The following is a 17,775-nucleotide window of genomic DNA, read 5'->3' as shown; positions in this document are numbered from 1 at the left end:
TCCGGCCCCGCTGTGACGACCTTTTGTGACTCGGGTCGTGGCCTGAGCCGTGACCCGGGCGCGCGATCAGTTGTCGCGCTTCTCCTTGATCTTCGCGGCCTTGCCGCGCAGCTCGCGCAGGTAGTACAGCTTCGCGCGACGGACGTCACCGCGGGTCACGAGCTCGATCTTCTCGACGATCGGGGTGTGCACCGGGAAGGTGCGCTCGACGCCGACGGAGAACGAGACCTTGCGGACCGTGAAGGTCTCGCGGACACCGGCGCCCTGGCGACGGATGACCACGCCCTTGAACTGCTGCACACGGGAGCGGTTGCCCTCGATGACGCGGACGTGGACGTTGACGGTGTCACCCGGGCGGAAGGCCGGGATGTCGCTGCGCAGCGACGCGGAGTCGACGGAGTCGAGCAGGTGAGACATTTCGTCTGCTTTCTTCGCCCATGCCACAGGTCATAGGCGGGAGCTAGGTGTTTCGAGAGGATGCTGTCCGGTCGGGGCGGGCGTCGTGTCCCCCTGCGGCAGGGGCGCGCGCCGGACGACGCACAACAGCGGCCTATTCTTCCACGCCCTCCGGCCGCCGCCAAAATCGGCCGTGGGGCTCCCCCTCCGGATCCGGGGCCCAGCCCAGGATGGAGAGCATCTCGCGGTCCTTCTTGTCGAAGGCCTCGGGGTCGCAACGCTCGATCAGGTCGGGCCGGTTGGCCGCCGTACGCTTCAGGGCCTCGTCGCGCCGCCAGCGTGCGATCTTCCCGTGGTGGCCGCTGAGCAGCACCTCGGGGATGTCGCGGCCACGCCACTCGGGGGGCTTGGTGTACACCGGCCCCTCCAGCAGATTGGCCATGGCGCCGGGTGCGAAGGAGTCGTCCCGGTGGGACTCGGCGTTGCCGAGGACACCGGGCAGCAGCCGTGCCACGGCCTCGGTGACGACGAGGACGGCCGCCTCGCCGCCGGCGAGCACGTAGTCGCCGATGGAGACCTCGTGGACGGGCATCCGGGTCGCGTACTCGTCGATCACGCGCCGGTCGATGCCCTCGTAGCGCGCCGGTGTGAAGACCAGCCAGGGGCACTCGGAGAGTTCGACGGCGAGCGCCTGGGTGAAGGGCCGGCCGCCGGGGGTGGGGACGACGAGCGCGGGCCGGGCGGATCCGGCCTCGTACCCCTGGGCCAGCACGTCGTCGAGCGCCTCACCCCAGGGATCGGTCTTCATGACCATGCCGGGGCCGCCGCCGTAGGGGGTGTCGTCGACCGTGTTGTGCCGGTCGTACGTCCATTCCCGCAGGTCGTGGACGTGCACCTTGAGCTGCCCGCGCGCGCGTGCCTTGCCGACGAGCGAGACGTTCAGGGGTTCGAGGTACTCGGGGAAGATCGTGACGACGTCGAGCCGCATCAGGCCTCGTCCCCGGCGTCTTCGGCGTCATCGGCATCCCGGGAGGACGCGATCTCCGCCCGGTCGTCGATCAGGCCGGGCGGCGGGTCGATGACCGCTCGCTGCTCGGTCAGGTCGATCTCGGTGACGATCGACTCGACGAACGGGATCATCACCTCGCTGCCGTCGGGCCGCTCGACGATGAAGAGGTCCTGGGAGGGCAGATGCGAGATCTCGGTGATCCGGCCGACCTCGACGCCGTCCTTGGTGACCACGTCCAGGTCCATCAGCTGATGGTCGTAGTACTCGTCCTCCTCCTCCGGCAGCTCCTCCGGGTCCACCTCCGCGATCAGCAGGGTGTTGCGGAGGGCCTCGGCGGCGTTGCGGTCGCGGACGCCCTCGAAGCGCAGGAGCAGCCGGCCGCTGTGGACCCGGCCGGTCTCGATGGTGAGCGGTCCCGTCGAGGCGGGGTCCGTGAGCAGGACGGCGCCGGGGCCGAGCCGAAGCTCCGGCTCGTCGGTGCGGACCTCGACGGTGACCTCGCCCTTGATGCCGTGGGCGCGGCCGATCCGTGCGACTACGAGCTGCACTGTGCTTGATCTCCTGTCATACGACTACGGGCCGGGGACGGCCCAGTGGCCCTCCCCGGCCCGAGCCGGTGCTGCGAATCTTCGTCAGCGGACGTGATCCACGTCGACGAGGTCGACACGGACACCGCGCCCGCCGATGGCGCCCACGACGGTACGCAGAGCGCGGGCGGTACGGCCGTTGCGGCCGATCACCTTGCCGAGGTCGTCGGGGTGGACCCGGACCTCGAGCACGCGCCCGCGGCGCAGGTTGCGCGAAGCGACCTGCACATCGTCGGGGTAGTCGACGATGCCCTTGACGAGGTGCTCGAGAGCCTCCTCGAGCATGCTCAGGCCTCGGTCGACTCGGACTCGGCGGCGGCCTCGTCCTTCTTGTCGGCCTTCTTCTTCTGGGTGATCGCCTCACCCTTGCCCTCGTCGTCGCCGCCCAGGGCCTCGAACGACGGGCGCGCGGACTTCGGCTGAGCCACGAGGAGCGGCGCCGGAGCGGGCTCGCCCTTGAACTTCTGCCAGTCGCCGGTCTTCTTCAGAATGGCGAGCACGGGCTCGGTCGGCTGCGCGCCGACACCCAGCCAGTACGCGACGCGCTCCTCGTCGACCTCGATGACCGACGGGTTGTACGTCGGGTGGTACTTGCCGATCTCCTCGATCGCACGGCCGTCACGACGGGTGCGGGAGTCGGCGACGACGATGCGGTAGTGAGGCGAACGGATCTTGCCCAGACGCTTCAGCTTGATCTTGACTGCCACGGGAGTGGGTTCTCCTGGTTTTGACGTGATTGGGCACGGCGGAAGAGCCGCGTGGGGTTGCGGTACCCGAGTGCCCGATGGACGCGTCAGCCGGAGGAGAGAGGGGTCCTGTGCGACTGTCGAGTACAGCTAGCCATTGTGCCACACGCCGCGCCAGGCCTCTTACCAGGGCCGGGCGGAAGCCATGCCGAAGCGGCACCCCGCGCCAGGGGTGCTTGCCGCTGCTCACGGGCGCGTGCGGGGTGCCACCGTCGGCGGCACCCCGCACTCCCCGCACGACTCACTGGTACGGCTGCCACGAGCGGCCGTCTGTTCAGCTCGTCGTGTCACGCGGCTCCCACGACCTCCGGGATCCGGAAGGGCTTGCCGCAGCCGCCGCAGACGATGGGCGCCTGGGCGAGCACGGACGGGACGACCCGGACGTTGCGACCGCAGTCGCAGACGGCCTTGACGCGGACGCCGCCGCCGGAGGAGCCGTGGCGAGCGGCCGGGCCCCGGAAGCTGCGGGCCGTGTCCGCGGAGGTCGCGGCCGTGTGCGCCTTGAGGGCGCGCTGCAGTCTGTCGATCGTGGGCCGGTAGCGACGCTTGGCCTCGGGGTTCAGCGTGACCAGCGAGAAACCGCTGCTGGGATGCGGCTCCTCGGGGTGGTCGAGGCCGAGTTCCTCGGCGATCGCGAGGAATCTGCGGTTGTGGTACCGGCCGGCCCGGGAGGTGTCGCGGACTCCGCGCGCGGCGGCGATGCCATGGACTGCCTCATGGAGCAGTCGCTCGAAGGAGAGCTCGTGTCCGCAGGCGGACGACGACTCCCCGATCAGGGACTCGGGAGCGGCAAGATCCGGCAGCTCGGGGTGGTGCCGTTGAATGTCGGCCCACGCCTGCGCCAGTTCTGCGGCGAGAACAGGTGGTGTCTGTGTCGTGCTCACGTAATGAGAACGAGCCGGAGTGCCCGTGTGTTCCGATTCCGGGCCATCCCAAATAATTTGCACGTACCCGTCAGTTGCCACTAGTGCGTCCTGACGAGGGCGGGTGCGCTGATCTGCGGAGAAGCCTCACAGCTCACCACAAGGCGGTACGTAGTAACACGTACGCCCCGGCGCGTAGACGAGGTCCGCGCGCCGGGGCACCTGTGGTCGGCAGATGCGCAAGGGACGTTTCGGTCGCTCTCCCGGCGGAACGGGGTGCTCTAGTAAGCGCGCGCCACGACGGCGACGTTACCGGGTGCGGCGTAGGAGTCGGGCACCGACCCGTCCTCGGCGACCAGACACCTTACGGTCACGGCGTGCTCACCGAGCTTGCTCTCGCCGTCCTCGCCCAGCGTCGACCAGGGGATACGCGCCCAACCACCGGCCGCGGCGGCCTCGATAGCCTCGTCGAGCGTGGACACCTCGGTCGTCCGGGACTCCCGGCGCTCACGCGACTGCTTCAACAGCAGCGCCTGGTCCTCCTCCAGAATCGTGGGCAGCAGCTGGACGAGCGAGTCGAGGGCGACCGGCTCCTTGCCGCCCGGGATGCGGCGGGCCAGCATCGCGGTACCGTTCTCCAGGTCACGGGGGCCGACCTCGATCCGTACAGGCACGCCCTTCAGCTCCCAGTCGACGGCTCGACGGCCGAACGGGACGTCCGTACGGTCGTCGACCCGCACCCGGACACCGGCCGCCTTGAGCCGGTCGCCGAGCTCGCGGACCTTGGCCAGAACCGCTTCGTCGCCCTTGATCGCGAGAACGACGGCCTGGACATGGGCCAGCCGGGGCGGCACCCGCAGACCGTTGTCGTCGCCGTGCATCATCACCAGGGCGCCGATCATGCGGGTGGTGGAGCCCCAGGAGGTCTGCCAGACCAGCTCCTGCGTGCCTTCCCTCGACAGATAGCGGGTGTTGAAGGCCTTGGCGAAGTTCTGGCCCAGCTCATGACTGGTGGCCATCTGGAGGGCCTTGCCGTCGCCCATCATCCCTTCCAGCGTGAGGGTGTTGATGGCGCCCGCGAACCGCTCCCGGACGGTCTTGCGGCCGGGGACCACGTCCATCGCGAGGACGTTCACCATGAAGTCCTCGTAGACCTCCCGGTGGATGTGCGCGGCGAAGTCGCGCGCCTCCTCGTACGTCGCGTGCGCCGTGTGGCCCTCCTGCCAGAGGAACTCGCTCGTGCGGAGGAAGAGCCGGGGCCGCAGCTCCCAACGGACCACGTTCGCCCACTGGTTGATCAGCAGCGGCAGATCGCGGTAGCTCTGCACCCACTTCGAGAAGTAGTCGTTGATGATCATCTCGGAGGTGGGGCGGACCACGGCGGGCTCTTCGAGCTCCTTGCCGCCGCCGTGCGTCACCACGGCCAGTTCGGGCGCGAAGCCCTCGACATGCTCCGCCTCTCGGGTCAGGTACGACTGCGGGATCAGCAGCGGGAAGTACGCGTTCTGCGTGCCCGTCTCCTTGATCCGGGCGTCCATCTCCTGCTGCATCCGCTCCCAGAGCCCGTACCCGTACGGTCGGATCACCATGGTGCCGCGCACCGGACCGTTGTCGGCCAGCTCGGCCTTGGTGATCAGATCCTGGTACCAGCGCGGGAAGTCGTCCGCGCGGGGCGTGAGTACGGGTGCCTTTGCCATGGCGCGATGGTACGGGTCCACGTTGCGGGGATGTGAATTCTTTTGCCCACGCACAGACAGTCCGCAAGCCGGTGTCCGAGACCCCTGGACGACTCGCCGGGCGCGGAGTTACCTGGCATACGGGGGGAGTGCGAGCGCGCACTGCCACGGGGGCCAGGAAATCCGGCAACGGCAACTCACGGCGGATTGGGGCGCTTTCGATATGACACCTACGCTCGTGCGGCAGCAACTGCCTCGCGCGGGGACCGCACCCCGCGTGGACCGGTGTGCACGCGCGCGTGACTGGGCCGAGATCCAGGAACGGATGCTGGTACCGCTGTACGAGGCCGTCCACCGGCGGCTCGACATCAGCACCGGCACCCGGCTGCTCGGCCTCGGCTGCGGCTCGGGGCTCGCGCTGCTGATGGCGGCGTCCCGGGGCGCGGCGGTCACCGGCGTGGACACGGGGTCGCCCGGGAGAAGGGCACTCACGGCGCTCGCGCGGGAGCGGTTGCAACCGGAGGCGTGGGGCAGGCGCGCGCGAGCCGGCGCACGGATCGTCGAAGGCACCCCCGAGGACGCGGCACGCGCCCCCAGTGAGGGGTTGTACGACCTGGTGACCGCCTTCGAGCCGATCGGCTGTCTGGCCGGCGACTCCGAGGGCCTCGGCGATCTGCTCGCCTCGGCGACCCCGCTCGCGGAACGCGGCACCCCCGTGGTCCTCGCCGGCTGGGGCCCACCGGAGCGCTGCACCACGTCCACCGTGCTGCGGGTGGCGACCAAGCTCGCCGATCCCCTGCGCAGCGCGGGCAGCTGGCGCCCGGCGCTACGGGACGACCTGGAGGAGGTCGCCCAGCGGGCCGGCCTGAAACCGGACGGCTCCGGACGCGTGGCCTGCCCCTTCGGGTACGCCAACGTGGACAACGCGGTACGGGGGCTGCTGTCGACCGGACTGTTCGACGCGGCGATCCGGGCCACCGACCAGGCCCAGGTGGACAAGGAACTGACCGAGGCCCTGCACCCGCACCGCCGCCGCGACGGCACGGTGTGGATGCCGAACGTCTTCCGCTACCTGATCGCGCGGACCCCCTGAACGGCGGGCACCCCGCACGTTCGGGGACCCCCTGAGAAGGTCTTCGAGACTTCTTCCGATGCGGGTGTGAATGGTGTGAAGAAAGCGGTCCGGCAGCGCTTTCCCTTGGCCAAGTGACCCACCGCGCACCTAACCTGACGCATCGTCCAGGGGAACACCACATCCGCGTAGGGGAGTTGCCAGCAGGAGCACCACGAGCGACACCACACCCATGCCGTCCACGCACACGGCACCCGGCGCCGCGCGCCCGGCCACACCCCCCGGCCGGTCACGCGGCGTCCGCCATGTACGGGCCGGGCCCGTCAGCCCATGAACTTCTTGAACTCGTCCGGCAGCTCGAAGTCCTGGGCACCCTGCTGACCCGGCAGACCGAGGGCACCGCCCTGAGCGGCGGCGGCGCGACGGGCGGCCTCCTCCTGCTCCTGCTGCTTGCGCTTCATCGGGTTGCCGGAGCGCTGCTTGCCCTTGGCCTGCTTGGGCTGCTTCTTGCTGCGACCGGGGCCACCACCCATTCCGGGCATACCCGGCATCCCGGGCATGCCGCCGCCCTGGGCCATGCGGGACATCATCTTGCGGGCCTCGAAGAACCGCTCGACGAGGTTCTTCACCGCGCTGACCTCGACACCGGAGCCCTTGGCGATACGGGCGCGGCGCGAGCCGTTGATGATCGTCGGTTCCTGGCGCTCGCCGGGGGTCATCGACTTGATGATCGCGGCCGTGCGGTCGACGTCGCGCTCGTCGATGTTGTTGATCTGGTCCTTGATCTGGCCCATGCCGGGCAGCATGCCGAGCAGCTTGCTGATGCTGCCCATCTTCCTGACCTGCTCCATCTGGGCCAGGAAGTCGTCGAGCGTGAAGTCCTGCCCCTTCTTGGACGCCAGTTTGCCCGCCATCTTGGCGGCCTCTTCCTGGCTGAAGGTCTTCTCCGCCTGCTCGATCAGGGTGAGCAGGTCACCCATGTCGAGGATACGGGAGGCCATCCGGTCGGGGTGGAACTGGTCGAACTCGTCGAGCTTCTCGCCGTTCGACGCGAACATGATCGGCTTGCCGGTGACCGAGGCGATCGACAGGGCGGCACCACCGCGGGCGTCACCGTCGAGCTTGGACAGGACCACACCGTCGAAGCCGACGCCGTCCCGGAAGGCCTCGGCCGTGTTGACGGCGTCCTGACCGATCATCGCGTCGACGACGAAGAGGATCTCGTCGGGGCCGACGGCGTCCCTGATGTCCGCGGCCTGCCGCATCATCTCGGCGTCGATACCGAGCCGGCCCGCGGTGTCGACGACCACGATGTCGTGGACCTTCGACTTGGCGAACTCGATGGAGTCCTTGGCGACCTTGACCGGGTCGCCCACGCCGTTGCCCGGCTCCGGCGCGTAGACCGCGACGCCCGCGCGCTCGGCGACGACGCTGAGCTGGTTCACCGCGTTGGGGCGCTGGAGGTCACAGGCGACGAGGAGCGGCGAGTGGCCCTGCTCCTTCAGCCAGCGGCCCAGCTTGCCCGCGAGGGTGGTCTTACCGGCACCCTGGAGACCGGCGAGCATGATCACGGTCGGCGGGTTCTTGGCGAAGCGCAGGCGGCGGGTCTCGCCGCCGAGGATCCCGACCAGCTCCTCATTGACGATCTTGAGGACCTGCTGGGCCGGGTTCAGCGCCTTGGAGACATCGCTCCCGAGCGCCCTTTCCTTGACGTTCTTGATGAACGTGCGGACGACAGGCAGGGCCACATCCGCTTCGAGGAGGGCGATGCGGATCTCGCGGGCCGTGGCGTCGATGTCCGCCTCGGACAGGCGCCCCTTGCCGCGCAGGTTCTTGAAAGTCGCTGAGAGGCGATCGGAGAGCGTATCGAACACGGCGGTGTCGGTCCTCGGAGTCGGGGGCAGGGTGGGCTGCCCTCCAGGGTATCTGTCTGGGTGTGGTCGGGTCTCCACCCCTGTGGATAGTCACCGGCCGCACCCGATTCACGGGTGCGGGGCCGGGCGGCCCCGCACCCGCCGCGCTCAGCCGCGCAGCGTCTCCTCCAGTTTCCGCGCCAGGGACGCCGCCTCCTCGCCCGGCAATGGCAGCCCCTTGTCGCCCGTCACGTAGAAGGCATCCACCGCGTTGGCGCCCAGCGTGCTGACATGCATGCTCCGCACCCGCACCGCCGCGTCCTCCAGCGCCCGTCCGATCCGGTGCAGCAGCCCCGGTGCGTCCTGGGCGCGGACCTCGATGACCGTGGCGTGCCGGGAGGCCGCCGGGGCCACCGTGACGCGCGGCGGGGGCGCGACGACGCCCCGGCGCCGGGGGTAGGCCGCGTCCCGCTCGGCCAGCCGCCCGGCGATGTCGAGCGACCCGTCCAGGGCCCGGACGAGGTCCGCGCGGAGCCGGGCCGCCTGGGGCAGTGAGCCGTACTCGGCGGCCACCCGCCAGTTCAGCAGCAGCACCGAGCCCTCGACGCCGTCCGGGAGGTCGAGCGTCCGGAGTTCGGCCGTGCGCACGGTGAGCCGGTGCATGGCGAGGACACCGGCGACGGCGGGCAGCACGCCCGCCTGGTCGGGTACGGCGATGAGGAGTTCCACACCGAGCGGCTCGGGGTCGGCCTTCTCGTCCTTCTCCTCGGCGGCGGCCTCCGTCTGCGCGCGCAGCGACAGCACCGGCCCGCCGGTACGGAACGCCTCGATGGCGAGCCGCTCCTGCTCGGCGCTGGTCTCGCCGGGCTCCGGCTCCTCGGGGGCGTCCCCGGCGAACAGCGCCTCGACCCGCTGGACCAGTTCGGTCACCAGCGAGGCCCGCCAGGTCGACCAGGCGGCGGGCCCGGTGGCCAGCGCGTCCGACTCGGTCAGCGCGTGCAGCAGTTCGAGGGTGCCCGGTGATCCGACGGCGTCGGCCACGGACCGGACGGTGGCCGGATCCTCCAGGTCACGCCGGGTGGCCGTGTCGACGAGCAGCAGATGGTGGCGTACGAGGGTGGAGAGGACGGCCACGTCGTCGCGGTCGAAGCCGATCCGGGCGGCCACGTCCTTGACGATGATCTCGCCGGCGACGGAGTGGTCGCCGGGCCAGCCCTTGCCGATGTCGTGCAGCAGCGCGGCGACCAGCAGGAGGTCGGGCCGGTGGACCCGGCGGGTCATCTCGGAGGCCTGGACGGCGGTCTCGATGAGATGCCGGTCGACGGTCCAGATGTGCACGGCGTTGCGCTGCGGCCGGCAGCGCACCCGCTCCCAGTCGGGCAGCAGATGCGTGATGAGCCCCTCGGCCTCCAGCGCCTCCCAGACGTCCACGGTCGGCCGCCCGGAGCCCAGCAGGGTGACGAGCTGTTCGCGGGCCTCGGCGGGCCAGGGCGTCGGCAGCGGCCGGGCGGCGGATGCCAGCCGTCGTACGGCGTGCAGGGAGAGCGGCAGTCCGGCCTGGGCGGCCGCGGCGGCGGCGCGCAGGGGCAGCACGGGGTCCCGGTCGGGCTTGGCGGCGCGGGCGAGCACGACCTCGCCGTCCTGTTCGACCACACCCTCGGCCAGCGGCGACCGCTCGGGAGCGGGCTTCCCACCGCCGAGCATGGCGCGCAGCCGGGGCCGCACGGCGCGCGACCGCAGTACGCGCCCCACTTCACGCCAGGTGACATCACTGGCGTACGAGATGACCCGCGCCGCCTCGTACACCTGGCGCAGCAGGGTGTCGGCGTCCAGCAGTCCCAGTTCGGCGGCGACCTGGTCCTGTTCCTGGAGCGCGAGCCGGTCGGTGGCGCGCCCGGTGGTGAGATGCAGCGCGTCCCGGACGTCGAGGAGTCGGCGGCGGGCGTCGGCGAGGCCCTCTCGCGGGGCGTCGGCGAGCCAGGAAGCGGCCACGGCGCGCAGGGCGGTGGCGTCGCGGAGTCCGCCGCGCGCCTCCTTGAGGTCGGGTTCCAGCAGATACTGCAGTTCGCCCTGGCGCTCGGCCCGCTCGGCGCACAGCTCCTGGAGTTCGGGGAGGCGTTTGGGTGCCTGGTTGCGCCAGTCGGCGAGGACGGCGGTGCGCAGGGAGGCGGTCAGGCCCAGGTCGCCGGCGATGTGCCGGGCGTCCAGCAGGCCCAGCTGGACCTTGAGGTCCTCCCCGGCGGTCTTGCGGGCCTCGGCGGGGGTGCGCACGGAGTGGTCGAGGGCCAGTCCGAGGTCCCAGACGGGATACCAGATGCGGTCGGCCAGCGCGGCCACCGCCCGTTCGTCGGACCCGTCGTGCAGGAGCAACAGGTCCAGGTCGCTGCGGGGCGACAGCTCGCCCCGCCCGTATCCGCCGACGGCGACCAGGGAGGCCCCGCGCAGTTCGGTGGCGCCGGCGCCGAACAGGCCCGCGAGCCAGTCGTCGGTCAGTTCGGCGAGGGCCGCACGGCGCGGCGGCCCGGACCGCGCCTCCTCCTGGAGGAGGCGCAGCCGGGCCGCCGCATAGCCGCTGGGTCCCGAGTCCTCTGCTTCCGTACGTACGTCCGTACTCGTCACCCAGCGACTCCTGTTCTTCTCTTCGATCAGAGCGCGTCCGGGCCGCGCTCGCCGGTCCGGACCCGAACGGCCGTCTCGACCGGGAGGGACCAGACCTTGCCGTCACCGATCTTGCCGGTGCGGGCGGCCTTGACGATGACGTCGATCAGCTGCTCGGCGTCGTCGTCCTCGGCGAGGACCTCGATGCGGATCTTGGGGACCAGGTCCACCGTGTACTCGGCGCCCCGGTACACCTCGGTGTGGCCCCGCTGCCGACCGTACCCACTGGCCTCGGTCACCGTAAGTCCGTGCACCCCGAAGGCCTGCAGGGCTTCCTTGATCTCGTCGAGCCGGTGCGGCTTGACGACGGCGGTGATCAGCTTCATGCCTCGACCTTCTTGCTCTGAGGGGCAGCGACGCTGCTCGTGGTGCTGGCGGAGATGTGTGAACCGGCGGCCGAGCTGAAGTCGTACGCGGTCTCGGCGTGTGCGGCCTGGTCGATGCCGCTGATCTCGTCGTCCTCGGAGGCACGGAAGCCGATCGTCTTCTGGATGGCGAAGGCGAGAACCCAGGTCACGACGAAGGTGTAACCCATCACAGCGAAGGCACCGATGGCCTGCGACAAGAACTGGCTGCCGCCACCCTTGCCGTCGATGGCGAGGAAGCCCACCATCAGGGTGCCAAGGACACCGCCGACAAGGTGGACACCGACGACGTCGAGGGAATCGTCGTAGCCCAGCTTGTACTTGAGGCTGACGGCCCAGGAGCAGACGGCACCAGCGACGACACCGATGAGCAGAGCACCGAAGATGTTGACGTTGCCACCGGACGGGGTGATCGCGACCAGGCCGGCGACCGCGCCGGAGCAGGCACCGAGCGTAGTGAACGCGCCGTGGCGGATGCGCTCGTAGATCAGCCAGCCGAGCATGGCGGCGCCGGTGGCGACCTGGGTGTTGATGGCCATCTGGGCGGTGGTGCCGTCGACGCCCAGCTCGGAGCCCGCGTTGAAGCCGAACCAGCCGAACCACAGGAGAGCGGTGCCAAGCAGAACCAGCGGCATGTTGTGCGGACGCATCGGGTCCTTCTTGAAGCCGACGCGCTTGCCCACAACCAGGACCGCAGCCAGGGCGGCGATACCGGCGTTAATGTGGACCGCGGTACCACCGGCGAAATCGATCACGGCAGGGTCCAGCTGAGCCAGCCAGCCGCCGCCCCAGACCCAGTGGGCGACTGGGAAGTAGACCACGGTGACCCACACACCGATGAAGATCATCCACGCGCCGAACTTGACGCGATCGGCGAGAGCACCGCTGATCAGAGCGGCCGTGATGACGGCGAACAGCATCTGGAAGAGGGAGAAGGCGAACAGCGAGATGTCGTTGCCAGTGAAGCTCTCCATCGTGCTGTCGGCGCTTACACCCTTCAGCCCGATCATGTCCAGGTTGCCGATAAAGCCACCCAAGTCACCGCTGAAGGCGAGGGAGTGTCCGTACAGCACCCACAGAACGCTGACGATGCCCAGCGAGACGAAGGACATCATCAGCATGTTCAGCGCGCTCTTGGCCCGGACCATGCCGCCGTAGAAGAGGGCCAAGCCGGGCGTCATCAGCATGACGAGCGCTGCACTGATCAATACGAATCCGGTATCTGTGCCGTTCAATGCCGGTACTCCTCGTCGTTGGAACGGCCCGTGCGGGCGTTGGGGCCAAGATGCGCCCCAGGCTCACCAAACCCGGTTTCCATCGACACTACGGAACATTTCAAGGATGTAACCAACTGGCCGATAATGTTACATCTCTGTAAAATCGCAGGCTCTGCGCACACTTTCCCGTTATCTGGGCGAGACCTTTCCGTACACCATCCGACCCGGACCGCTACCTACCCGAAGCCCCCTCGGCCTCACAACGAAAAAGCGGGTTGCCAGTGCAGAATGAAACCCTGGCAACCCGCTTCGATTTTCTGGTCACTCCCCGCTTTTACTTCTTGAAGCAGAACTTCATCGTCTGCGACCAGGCATCGGAGTTGTTCTTGACGTACGCCTGCACTGTCGTACGACCCGACATACAGAACCTCCGGTCATACTTGGCGGTGGGCGAGTGCCGGATCTCCAGCTTCCCCTTGAAGTAAAGGGGCCGACCGGTGTTGGACTGGGTGTAGGTCTTATTCTTGTTGCTGTACACGGACTTGCGAGTGCCGGCCTTGCGCGAGCCGCACTCCACCGTCGGGGTTACCGAGATGCTCCACGGGGCACCCGCAGATACCCCGACCTCCATTTCGCACTTACGGCTCTCGTACCAGCGTTGAGTCATCTCCATCTTCGTGGTGGTGGCGGCCTTACCACCCGAGCACTTGGTCAGGACCTTGGTCGCCATCTTCGGCTCGATGACCTTGATGTCCTTATACGTGTGCCTACCCACAATGTAGCCGTACTTGAAGGTCACCTTACCGGACAGGGTGGCGCGAACGCAGCGCTTGAGCGGCTTGGAGTAGAAGCTCTTCGTCTGCGCGTACTTCTTCGTGTGCGTCGTCCACGTGGCCGCATTGGCTTCAGAAGCGGGAAGCACAACGAACAGACCCGCTGCAAGGCCTGCCAGGGCAGCCGAAACCGACGTCTTTTTGAACATGGAAAATTCCTCGTCCCCGTGAAAGATGGCATCTGATCGAGCACCATCACTAGCAAGCAACCGAATCCCAGCTCGCGAGAGAAAAGGCTGCCAGTTCGACACGCCCATGTCAATCTGCAAACGCAACCCCACTCCAACAGAAATGATCCCCCGAAGAAAAAGCGAGACGAATGCGCGATATGCCGGATTCTTCTTCGTGTTTCACTCGAGATCGCCGACACCAGCCACGACTGATGGCTATCGCAGTGCATCCTTTGCAGACAACCCGGATTGGGCAGACAGCAAAGCTGGACGAGCCAAGGAGACCGACCACGGCAGACCATCCGATGACCTGGCATGGGGGAGCCGAGTCGGGCAGTCGGGATGGCCGGCCGCGGCCGGAGTGCGTGGGGCCCGGGGTGTGCCGGGCCCGGGTCAGACCGCCTCGGCGGTCTCCGGGAGGTGGACGGCGAGCTGGTCGGTGAGGTCGACGACCTCGGCGAGCCCGCCGAACTCGCGGACGGCCGTGTCGACGGTCTTGCGGATACGGGTGTTGACGCGCTCGGAGCGGACCTTGCCGGCGACGTCCATGGCCCGCTTCGCCATGGTGGCCCCCTGCTCGGGCTCGCGCTGGAGCAGATGGACGGTGGCCATGCCGATGAGGTTCAGCGCGTACGACCGCTGGTGTTCGGTGTCCGTGGAGAAGAGCTCGACGGCCCGGCGCATCACGGGCTCGGCGAGGGAGGCGTAGGTGGGGCTGCGGCCCGCGACATAGGCGAGGTCGCGGTAGGAGTGGGAGTTCTCGCCGTGCAGCTCGGCCTCGTTGAAGAAGCGGATCCAGTCGGGGTCCGGGTCGTCCCACTCCTCGGCGTCGGCGAAGACGTCCTCGGCCATCCGCACCGCCCGTTTGCACTTGCCCGGCTGGCCCATGTTGGCGTAGGCGCGGGCCTCCATCGCATACAGCATCGACTGGGTGCGCGGGCTCGCGCACTCACGGCTGCCGTACTGGGCGAGGTGGATCAGTTCCAGGGCGTCGTCGGGCCGGCCGAGGTGGATCATCTGCCGGCTCATGCTGGACAGGACGTACGAGCCGAGGGGTTTGTCGCCCGCCTCCTTGGCGGCGTGCAGGGCGAGGACGAAGTACTTCTGGGCGGTGGGCTGGAGGCCGATGTCGTAGCTCATCCAGCCGGCCAGCTCGGCCAGTTCGGCGGCGACCTTGAACAGTCGCCGGGTGGTGGCCTCGGGCTGGGGTTCCTGGAGGAGGTCGGTGACCTCGTGCAGCTGGCCCACGACCGCCTTGCGGCGCAGACCGCCGCCGCACTGGGCGTCCCACTCGCGGAACATCCTGGTGGTGGATTCGAGGAGGTCCAGCTCCGGTGTGGAGAGCCGCCCCGGGCGACGGGAGACGACCGGGGGCTCGGGCTCCGCGCGCGGGGCGGGGGGCGTGGGGACGAGCCAGCGCTGCATCGGCTCGATGAGGGCCGGGCCCGCGGAGAGGGCGAGCGAGCTCCCGAGGAAGCCGCGCCGCGCCAGCATCAGGTCGCTGCGCGAGAACTCGCTGATCAGCGCCACGGTCTGCGGGCCCGTCCAGGGCAGGTCGACACCGGAGACGGACGGTGCCTGGTGGGCCGCGCGCAGCCCCAGGTCCTCGACGGCGACGACACAGCCGAACCGCTCGGAGAACAGTTCGGACAGGATGCGCGGGATCGGTTCGCGCGGGTTCTCCCCGTCGAGCCAGCGCCGTACGCGCGAGGTGTCGGTGGAGATGTGGTTGGCGCCGAGCTGACGGGCCCTGCGGTTCACCTGGCGGGCCAGCTCGCCCTTGGACCAGCCGCTGCGGACGAACCACGAGCCCAGCAGCTCGTTCGGGCGCTTCTCAGCGTTCGTGCCGCTTCCGCCGTTGCCGCCCACTGGAACGCCCCCATCCCTGAAACCACCTGTTGCGCTGTGTGCGCCAAGCCCTACCAGAATGCCGGTTACCACGCCGTACGTCCGACCCTTGTCACCCATCGAACGGAAAGACGACTTGCCTCCGGCATACCCACGAGCGCATACGTCCCCAGGTCCCGTGCACTCAAAGTAATCCTACGATCACGCGTCCGGCCACGGTGATTCCAGAAACGCCACCATTCGCCACCCCTTCGAATGAACTAACGGTCCCCGGTCCGCGATTCACTTGACACATGACGGCCGGGAGTGGGCGGAGCGATGCGTTCAGGGGCGCGCGTCGCCGACCACGCCACCCGTGACGCCGGAGTGCGCCGCCCATGCGGAAGCAGAGCGTCGCATTCCGACTCCGTCGCGTAACCACCGGCGCGCTGGACCCGTTGGAGGGGGCATGGGCTTCACGATCGGCGGCATCCGGGAGATGCGATCCGGCACACGTCGGCGCGGCCGTTCCTCGGAATGCACGGCCGTGGCCGAGTTCACCGGCCTCTGGGGGTGGGACGTCGTCCCCGGCGCGCGGACGGCCTCGGGCGCGTGCTCGTGCGGCCGGAGCACCTGTTCCGCGCCCGGCGCGCATCCGCTCGACTTCGCGCCTCCGGTCCGCGCCGGAGCGACCCTCGACGAGGTGACCGAGGCCTGGTCCGAGTTCCCCGGCGCCGCCGTGATGCTGCCGGTGGGCCGCGCCTTCGACGTGATCGAGGTCGCCGAGTCGGCGGGCCGCCACGCACTGGTCCGGCTCGAACGGATGGGTCTGCCCGTCGGCCCCGTGATGGCCACCCCCGAGGGCCGCGCCCACTTCCTCGTCGCCCCTGGTTCGGTCGCCGAGCTGTCCACCCTGCTCTACCGCATGGGCTGGGACGACCCCTCCGCGCTCGATCTGCGCGGCCTCGGCCCCGGCAGCCATGTCACCGCCCCGCCCTCCGACCGCGGCGGCCTCGGCCCGGTCCGCTGGCTCCGCTCCCCCGCCCTCGACTCGGCGACGAAGCCACCGGCCGCACGGCTGCTGCTGGGGACGCTGGCGTATGTGGCCCACCGGTCGCGGGCGTAGAAGCAGCAGAAGCAGAGACGGCGAAGCGCCCGCCCCCACTGGACCTCGGGGTGGGCGCTTCTCGTACCGCCTCTTGTCGCGCCTACGGATCTCCGTAGGCGCCGATCAGTCGCCGATAAGCGCATCCACGAACGCCTCCGGCTCGAACGGCGCCAGATCGTCGGCGCCCTCCCCCAGACCGACCAGCTTCACGGGGACGCCCAGCTCGCGTTGGACGGCGATGACGATGCCGCCCTTGGCGGTGCCGTCGAGCTTGGTCAGGACGATGCCGGTGATGTCGACGACCTCGGCGAAGACGCGGGCCTGGACGAGACCGTTCTGACCGGTGGTGGCGTCGAGGACGAGCAGGATCTCGTCCAGCGGCGCGTGCTTCTCGACGACGCGCTTGACCTTGCCCAGCTCGTCCATGAGGCCGGTCTTGGTGTGCAGTCGGCCGGCGGTGTCGATGAGGACGACGTCGGCGCCCTCCTCGATGCCCTCCTTGACGGCGTCGAAGGCGATGGACGCCGGGTCGCCGCCCTCGGGGCCGCGCACGGTACGGGCGCCGACCCGTTCGCCCCAGGTCTGCAGCTGGTCGGCGGCGGCGGCCCGGAAGGTGTCTGCGGCACCGAGGACGACGTTCTTGCCGTCGGCGACGAGCACCCGGGCGAGCTTGCCGGTGGTGGTGGTCTTCCCGGTGCCGTTGACACCGACGACCATCACGATGCCCGGGGTGTCGAGCGGCGAGTCGGTGTTGACCTCGCGGTCGAACTCGGGGACGAGGATCGTCAGCAGTTCCTCGCGCAGCAGGGCGCGCAGCTCGGCCGGGGTGCGGGTGCCGAGGACCTTCACGCGCTCGCGCAGCCGCTCGACCAGCTCCTGGGTGGGCTGGACGCCGACGTCGGCGGTGAGGAGGGTGTCCTCGATCTCCTCCCAGGTGTCGTCGTCGAGGTGCTCGCGCGAGAGCAGCGTGAGCAGCCCCTTGCCGAGCGCGTTCTGCGAGCGGGAGAGCCGGGCGCGCAGCCGTACCAGACGGCCGGCGGTCGGTTCCGGGATCTCGATCTCGGGGGCGGCGGGCGGTTCCTCGACGGCCACGGGCGCCGACGCCGAGCCGTCCGGGAGGTCCACCTCCTCGATCGTGCGGCGCGGTTCGTCGCGCAGTGTCTCGGCCTCGTCGCCGACATGCGGCTCGGCCGGAGGTGCGGTGATGTCGGGTGTCGTGGGGGGCGCCGGGGGCAGCGGCTTCTTCCTGCGGCTGCCTACGACGAGCCCGCCCAGCACGCCGAGCACGACCACGGCGATGACTACAGCAAGGATGAGTTCCATAACCCGACCAGTATGCGGGACCGCCCCGCGCCGCGTTCGATCGCCGTACGGGGCCACACGGGCCTTCCGCAT

At 69.5% G+C, this 17,775-nt stretch carries 16 protein-coding genes; 2 read left to right on the top strand and 14 right to left on the bottom strand.

Features of this window, described 5'->3' with window-relative positions; genetic code table 11:
• Positions 1-66 precede the first annotated feature (66 nt).
• The 7 genes from rplS to proS all read right to left on the bottom strand — a co-directional run bounded on the left by rplS (position 67) and on the right by proS (position 5,298).
• Entirely contained in the window at positions 67-417 is a 351-nt protein-coding gene (rplS, locus tag F9278_RS35395) for a 50S ribosomal protein L19 (RefSeq protein WP_013000407.1), read from the bottom strand.
• Between the two features lie 133 nt (positions 418-550).
• Positions 551-1,384 carry a tRNA (guanosine(37)-N1)-methyltransferase TrmD gene (gene trmD / locus F9278_RS35390; RefSeq protein WP_152171927.1) on the bottom strand — a complete coding sequence of 278 codons (834 nt, stop codon included), beginning with the start codon at positions 1,382-1,384 and terminating at the stop codon, positions 551-553.
• A complete protein-coding gene (gene rimM, locus F9278_RS35385; protein WP_152171926.1) occupies positions 1,384-1,953 on the bottom strand; it encodes a ribosome maturation factor RimM in 570 nt (189 codons plus the stop codon). The genes trmD and rimM overlap by 1 nt, the downstream gene beginning before the upstream one ends.
• 84 nt (positions 1,954-2,037) lie before the next feature.
• Positions 2,038-2,277 (bottom strand): RNA-binding protein, encoded by a 240-nt coding sequence (locus tag F9278_RS35380; protein WP_033526925.1) that lies wholly within the window; start codon positions 2,275-2,277, stop codon positions 2,038-2,040.
• Between the two features lie 2 nt (positions 2,278-2,279).
• Positions 2,280-2,699 (bottom strand): 30S ribosomal protein S16, encoded by a 420-nt coding sequence (gene rpsP, locus F9278_RS35375; RefSeq protein WP_152171925.1) that lies wholly within the window; start codon positions 2,697-2,699, stop codon positions 2,280-2,282.
• A 326-nt stretch (positions 2,700-3,025) separates the two neighbouring features.
• Positions 3,026-3,622, bottom strand: coding sequence for a hypothetical protein (locus F9278_RS35370; RefSeq protein ID WP_033526923.1), 597 nt, complete (start codon positions 3,620-3,622; stop codon positions 3,026-3,028).
• A 260-nt stretch (positions 3,623-3,882) separates the two neighbouring features.
• Positions 3,883-5,298 carry a proline--tRNA ligase gene (gene proS / locus F9278_RS35365; protein WP_152171924.1) on the bottom strand — a complete coding sequence of 472 codons (1,416 nt, stop codon included), beginning with the start codon at positions 5,296-5,298 and terminating at the stop codon, positions 3,883-3,885.
• Positions 5,299-5,500: 202 nt separating this feature from the next.
• On the opposite strand from proS, the gene F9278_RS35360 reads away from it, so the two are divergent.
• Entirely contained in the window at positions 5,501-6,370 is an 870-nt protein-coding gene (locus F9278_RS35360) for an SAM-dependent methyltransferase (protein ID WP_193241775.1), read from the top strand.
• Between the two features lie 302 nt (positions 6,371-6,672).
• Here the strand turns inward: F9278_RS35360 and ffh are convergent, their stop codons facing one another.
• The 6 genes from ffh to nsdA all read right to left on the bottom strand — a co-directional run bounded on the left by ffh (position 6,673) and on the right by nsdA (position 15,314).
• Positions 6,673-8,223, bottom strand: a complete 1,551-nt coding sequence (gene ffh / locus F9278_RS35355; protein ID WP_152171923.1) for a signal recognition particle protein — start codon at positions 8,221-8,223, stop codon at positions 6,673-6,675.
• Between the two features lie 147 nt (positions 8,224-8,370).
• The gene (locus F9278_RS35350) at positions 8,371-10,821 is read right to left on the bottom strand and encodes a [protein-PII] uridylyltransferase (protein WP_152171922.1); all 2,451 of its coding nucleotides are present in this window, start codon (positions 10,819-10,821) and stop codon (positions 8,371-8,373) included.
• A gap of 26 nt (positions 10,822-10,847) precedes the next feature.
• On the bottom strand, positions 10,848-11,186 hold the full coding sequence (locus tag F9278_RS35345; protein WP_003997576.1) for a P-II family nitrogen regulator: 339 nt from the start codon (positions 11,184-11,186) through the stop codon (positions 10,848-10,850).
• Positions 11,183-12,460 (bottom strand): ammonium transporter, encoded by a 1,278-nt coding sequence (locus F9278_RS35340; protein WP_152171921.1) that lies wholly within the window; start codon positions 12,458-12,460, stop codon positions 11,183-11,185. Before F9278_RS35340 ends, F9278_RS35345 begins: the two co-directional genes overlap by 4 nt.
• A gap of 316 nt (positions 12,461-12,776) precedes the next feature.
• The gene (locus tag F9278_RS35335) at positions 12,777-13,424 is read right to left on the bottom strand and encodes a hypothetical protein (RefSeq protein ID WP_152171920.1); all 648 of its coding nucleotides are present in this window, start codon (positions 13,422-13,424) and stop codon (positions 12,777-12,779) included.
• Positions 13,425-13,838: 414 nt separating this feature from the next.
• Positions 13,839-15,314 carry a transcriptional repressor NsdA gene (gene nsdA / locus F9278_RS35330; protein WP_152171919.1) on the bottom strand — a complete coding sequence of 492 codons (1,476 nt, stop codon included), beginning with the start codon at positions 15,312-15,314 and terminating at the stop codon, positions 13,839-13,841.
• 427 nt (positions 15,315-15,741) lie between these two features.
• On the opposite strand from nsdA, the gene F9278_RS35325 reads away from it, so the two are divergent.
• The gene (locus F9278_RS35325; RefSeq protein WP_152171918.1) at positions 15,742-16,398 is read left to right on the top strand and encodes a bifunctional DNA primase/polymerase; all 657 of its coding nucleotides are present in this window, start codon (positions 15,742-15,744) and stop codon (positions 16,396-16,398) included.
• Between the two features lie 105 nt (positions 16,399-16,503).
• On the opposite strand, the gene ftsY is transcribed toward F9278_RS35325, so the two are convergent.
• Positions 16,504-17,703, bottom strand: coding sequence for a signal recognition particle-docking protein FtsY (gene ftsY, locus F9278_RS35320; RefSeq protein WP_152171917.1), 1,200 nt, complete (start codon positions 17,701-17,703; stop codon positions 16,504-16,506).
• Positions 17,704-17,775 lie beyond the last annotated feature (72 nt).

This window comes from Streptomyces phaeolivaceus (genome assembly GCF_009184865.1).
GTDB lineage: Bacteria > Actinomycetota > Actinomycetes > Streptomycetales > Streptomycetaceae > Streptomyces > Streptomyces phaeolivaceus.
Note: the sequence above shows the minus strand (reverse complement) of the source record. Positions and strands in the feature narration are given on the sequence as shown.

What these genes read in the sequence shown, in the direction of transcription:
- rplS (WP_013000407.1), bottom strand. Translation starts at nt 417, where the DNA reads ATGTCTCACCTGCTCGACTCCGTCGACTCCGCGTCGCTGCGCAGCGAC.
- trmD (WP_152171927.1), bottom strand. Translation starts at nt 1,384, where the DNA reads ATGCGGCTCGACGTCGTCACGATCTTCCCCGAGTACCTCGAACCCCTG.
- F9278_RS35380 (WP_033526925.1), bottom strand. Translation starts at nt 2,277, where the DNA reads ATGCTCGAGGAGGCTCTCGAGCACCTCGTCAAGGGCATCGTCGACTAC.
- proS (WP_152171924.1), bottom strand. Translation starts at nt 5,298, where the DNA reads ATGGCAAAGGCACCCGTACTCACGCCCCGCGCGGACGACTTCCCGCGC.
- F9278_RS35360 (WP_193241775.1), top strand. Translation starts at nt 5,501, where the DNA reads ATGACACCTACGCTCGTGCGGCAGCAACTGCCTCGCGCGGGGACCGCA.
- F9278_RS35345 (WP_003997576.1), bottom strand. Translation starts at nt 11,186, where the DNA reads ATGAAGCTGATCACCGCCGTCGTCAAGCCGCACCGGCTCGACGAGATC.
- F9278_RS35335 (WP_152171920.1), bottom strand. Translation starts at nt 13,424, where the DNA reads ATGTTCAAAAAGACGTCGGTTTCGGCTGCCCTGGCAGGCCTTGCAGCG.
- F9278_RS35325 (WP_152171918.1), top strand. Translation starts at nt 15,742, where the DNA reads ATGGGCTTCACGATCGGCGGCATCCGGGAGATGCGATCCGGCACACGT.
- ftsY (WP_152171917.1), bottom strand. Translation starts at nt 17,703, where the DNA reads ATGGAACTCATCCTTGCTGTAGTCATCGCCGTGGTCGTGCTCGGCGTG.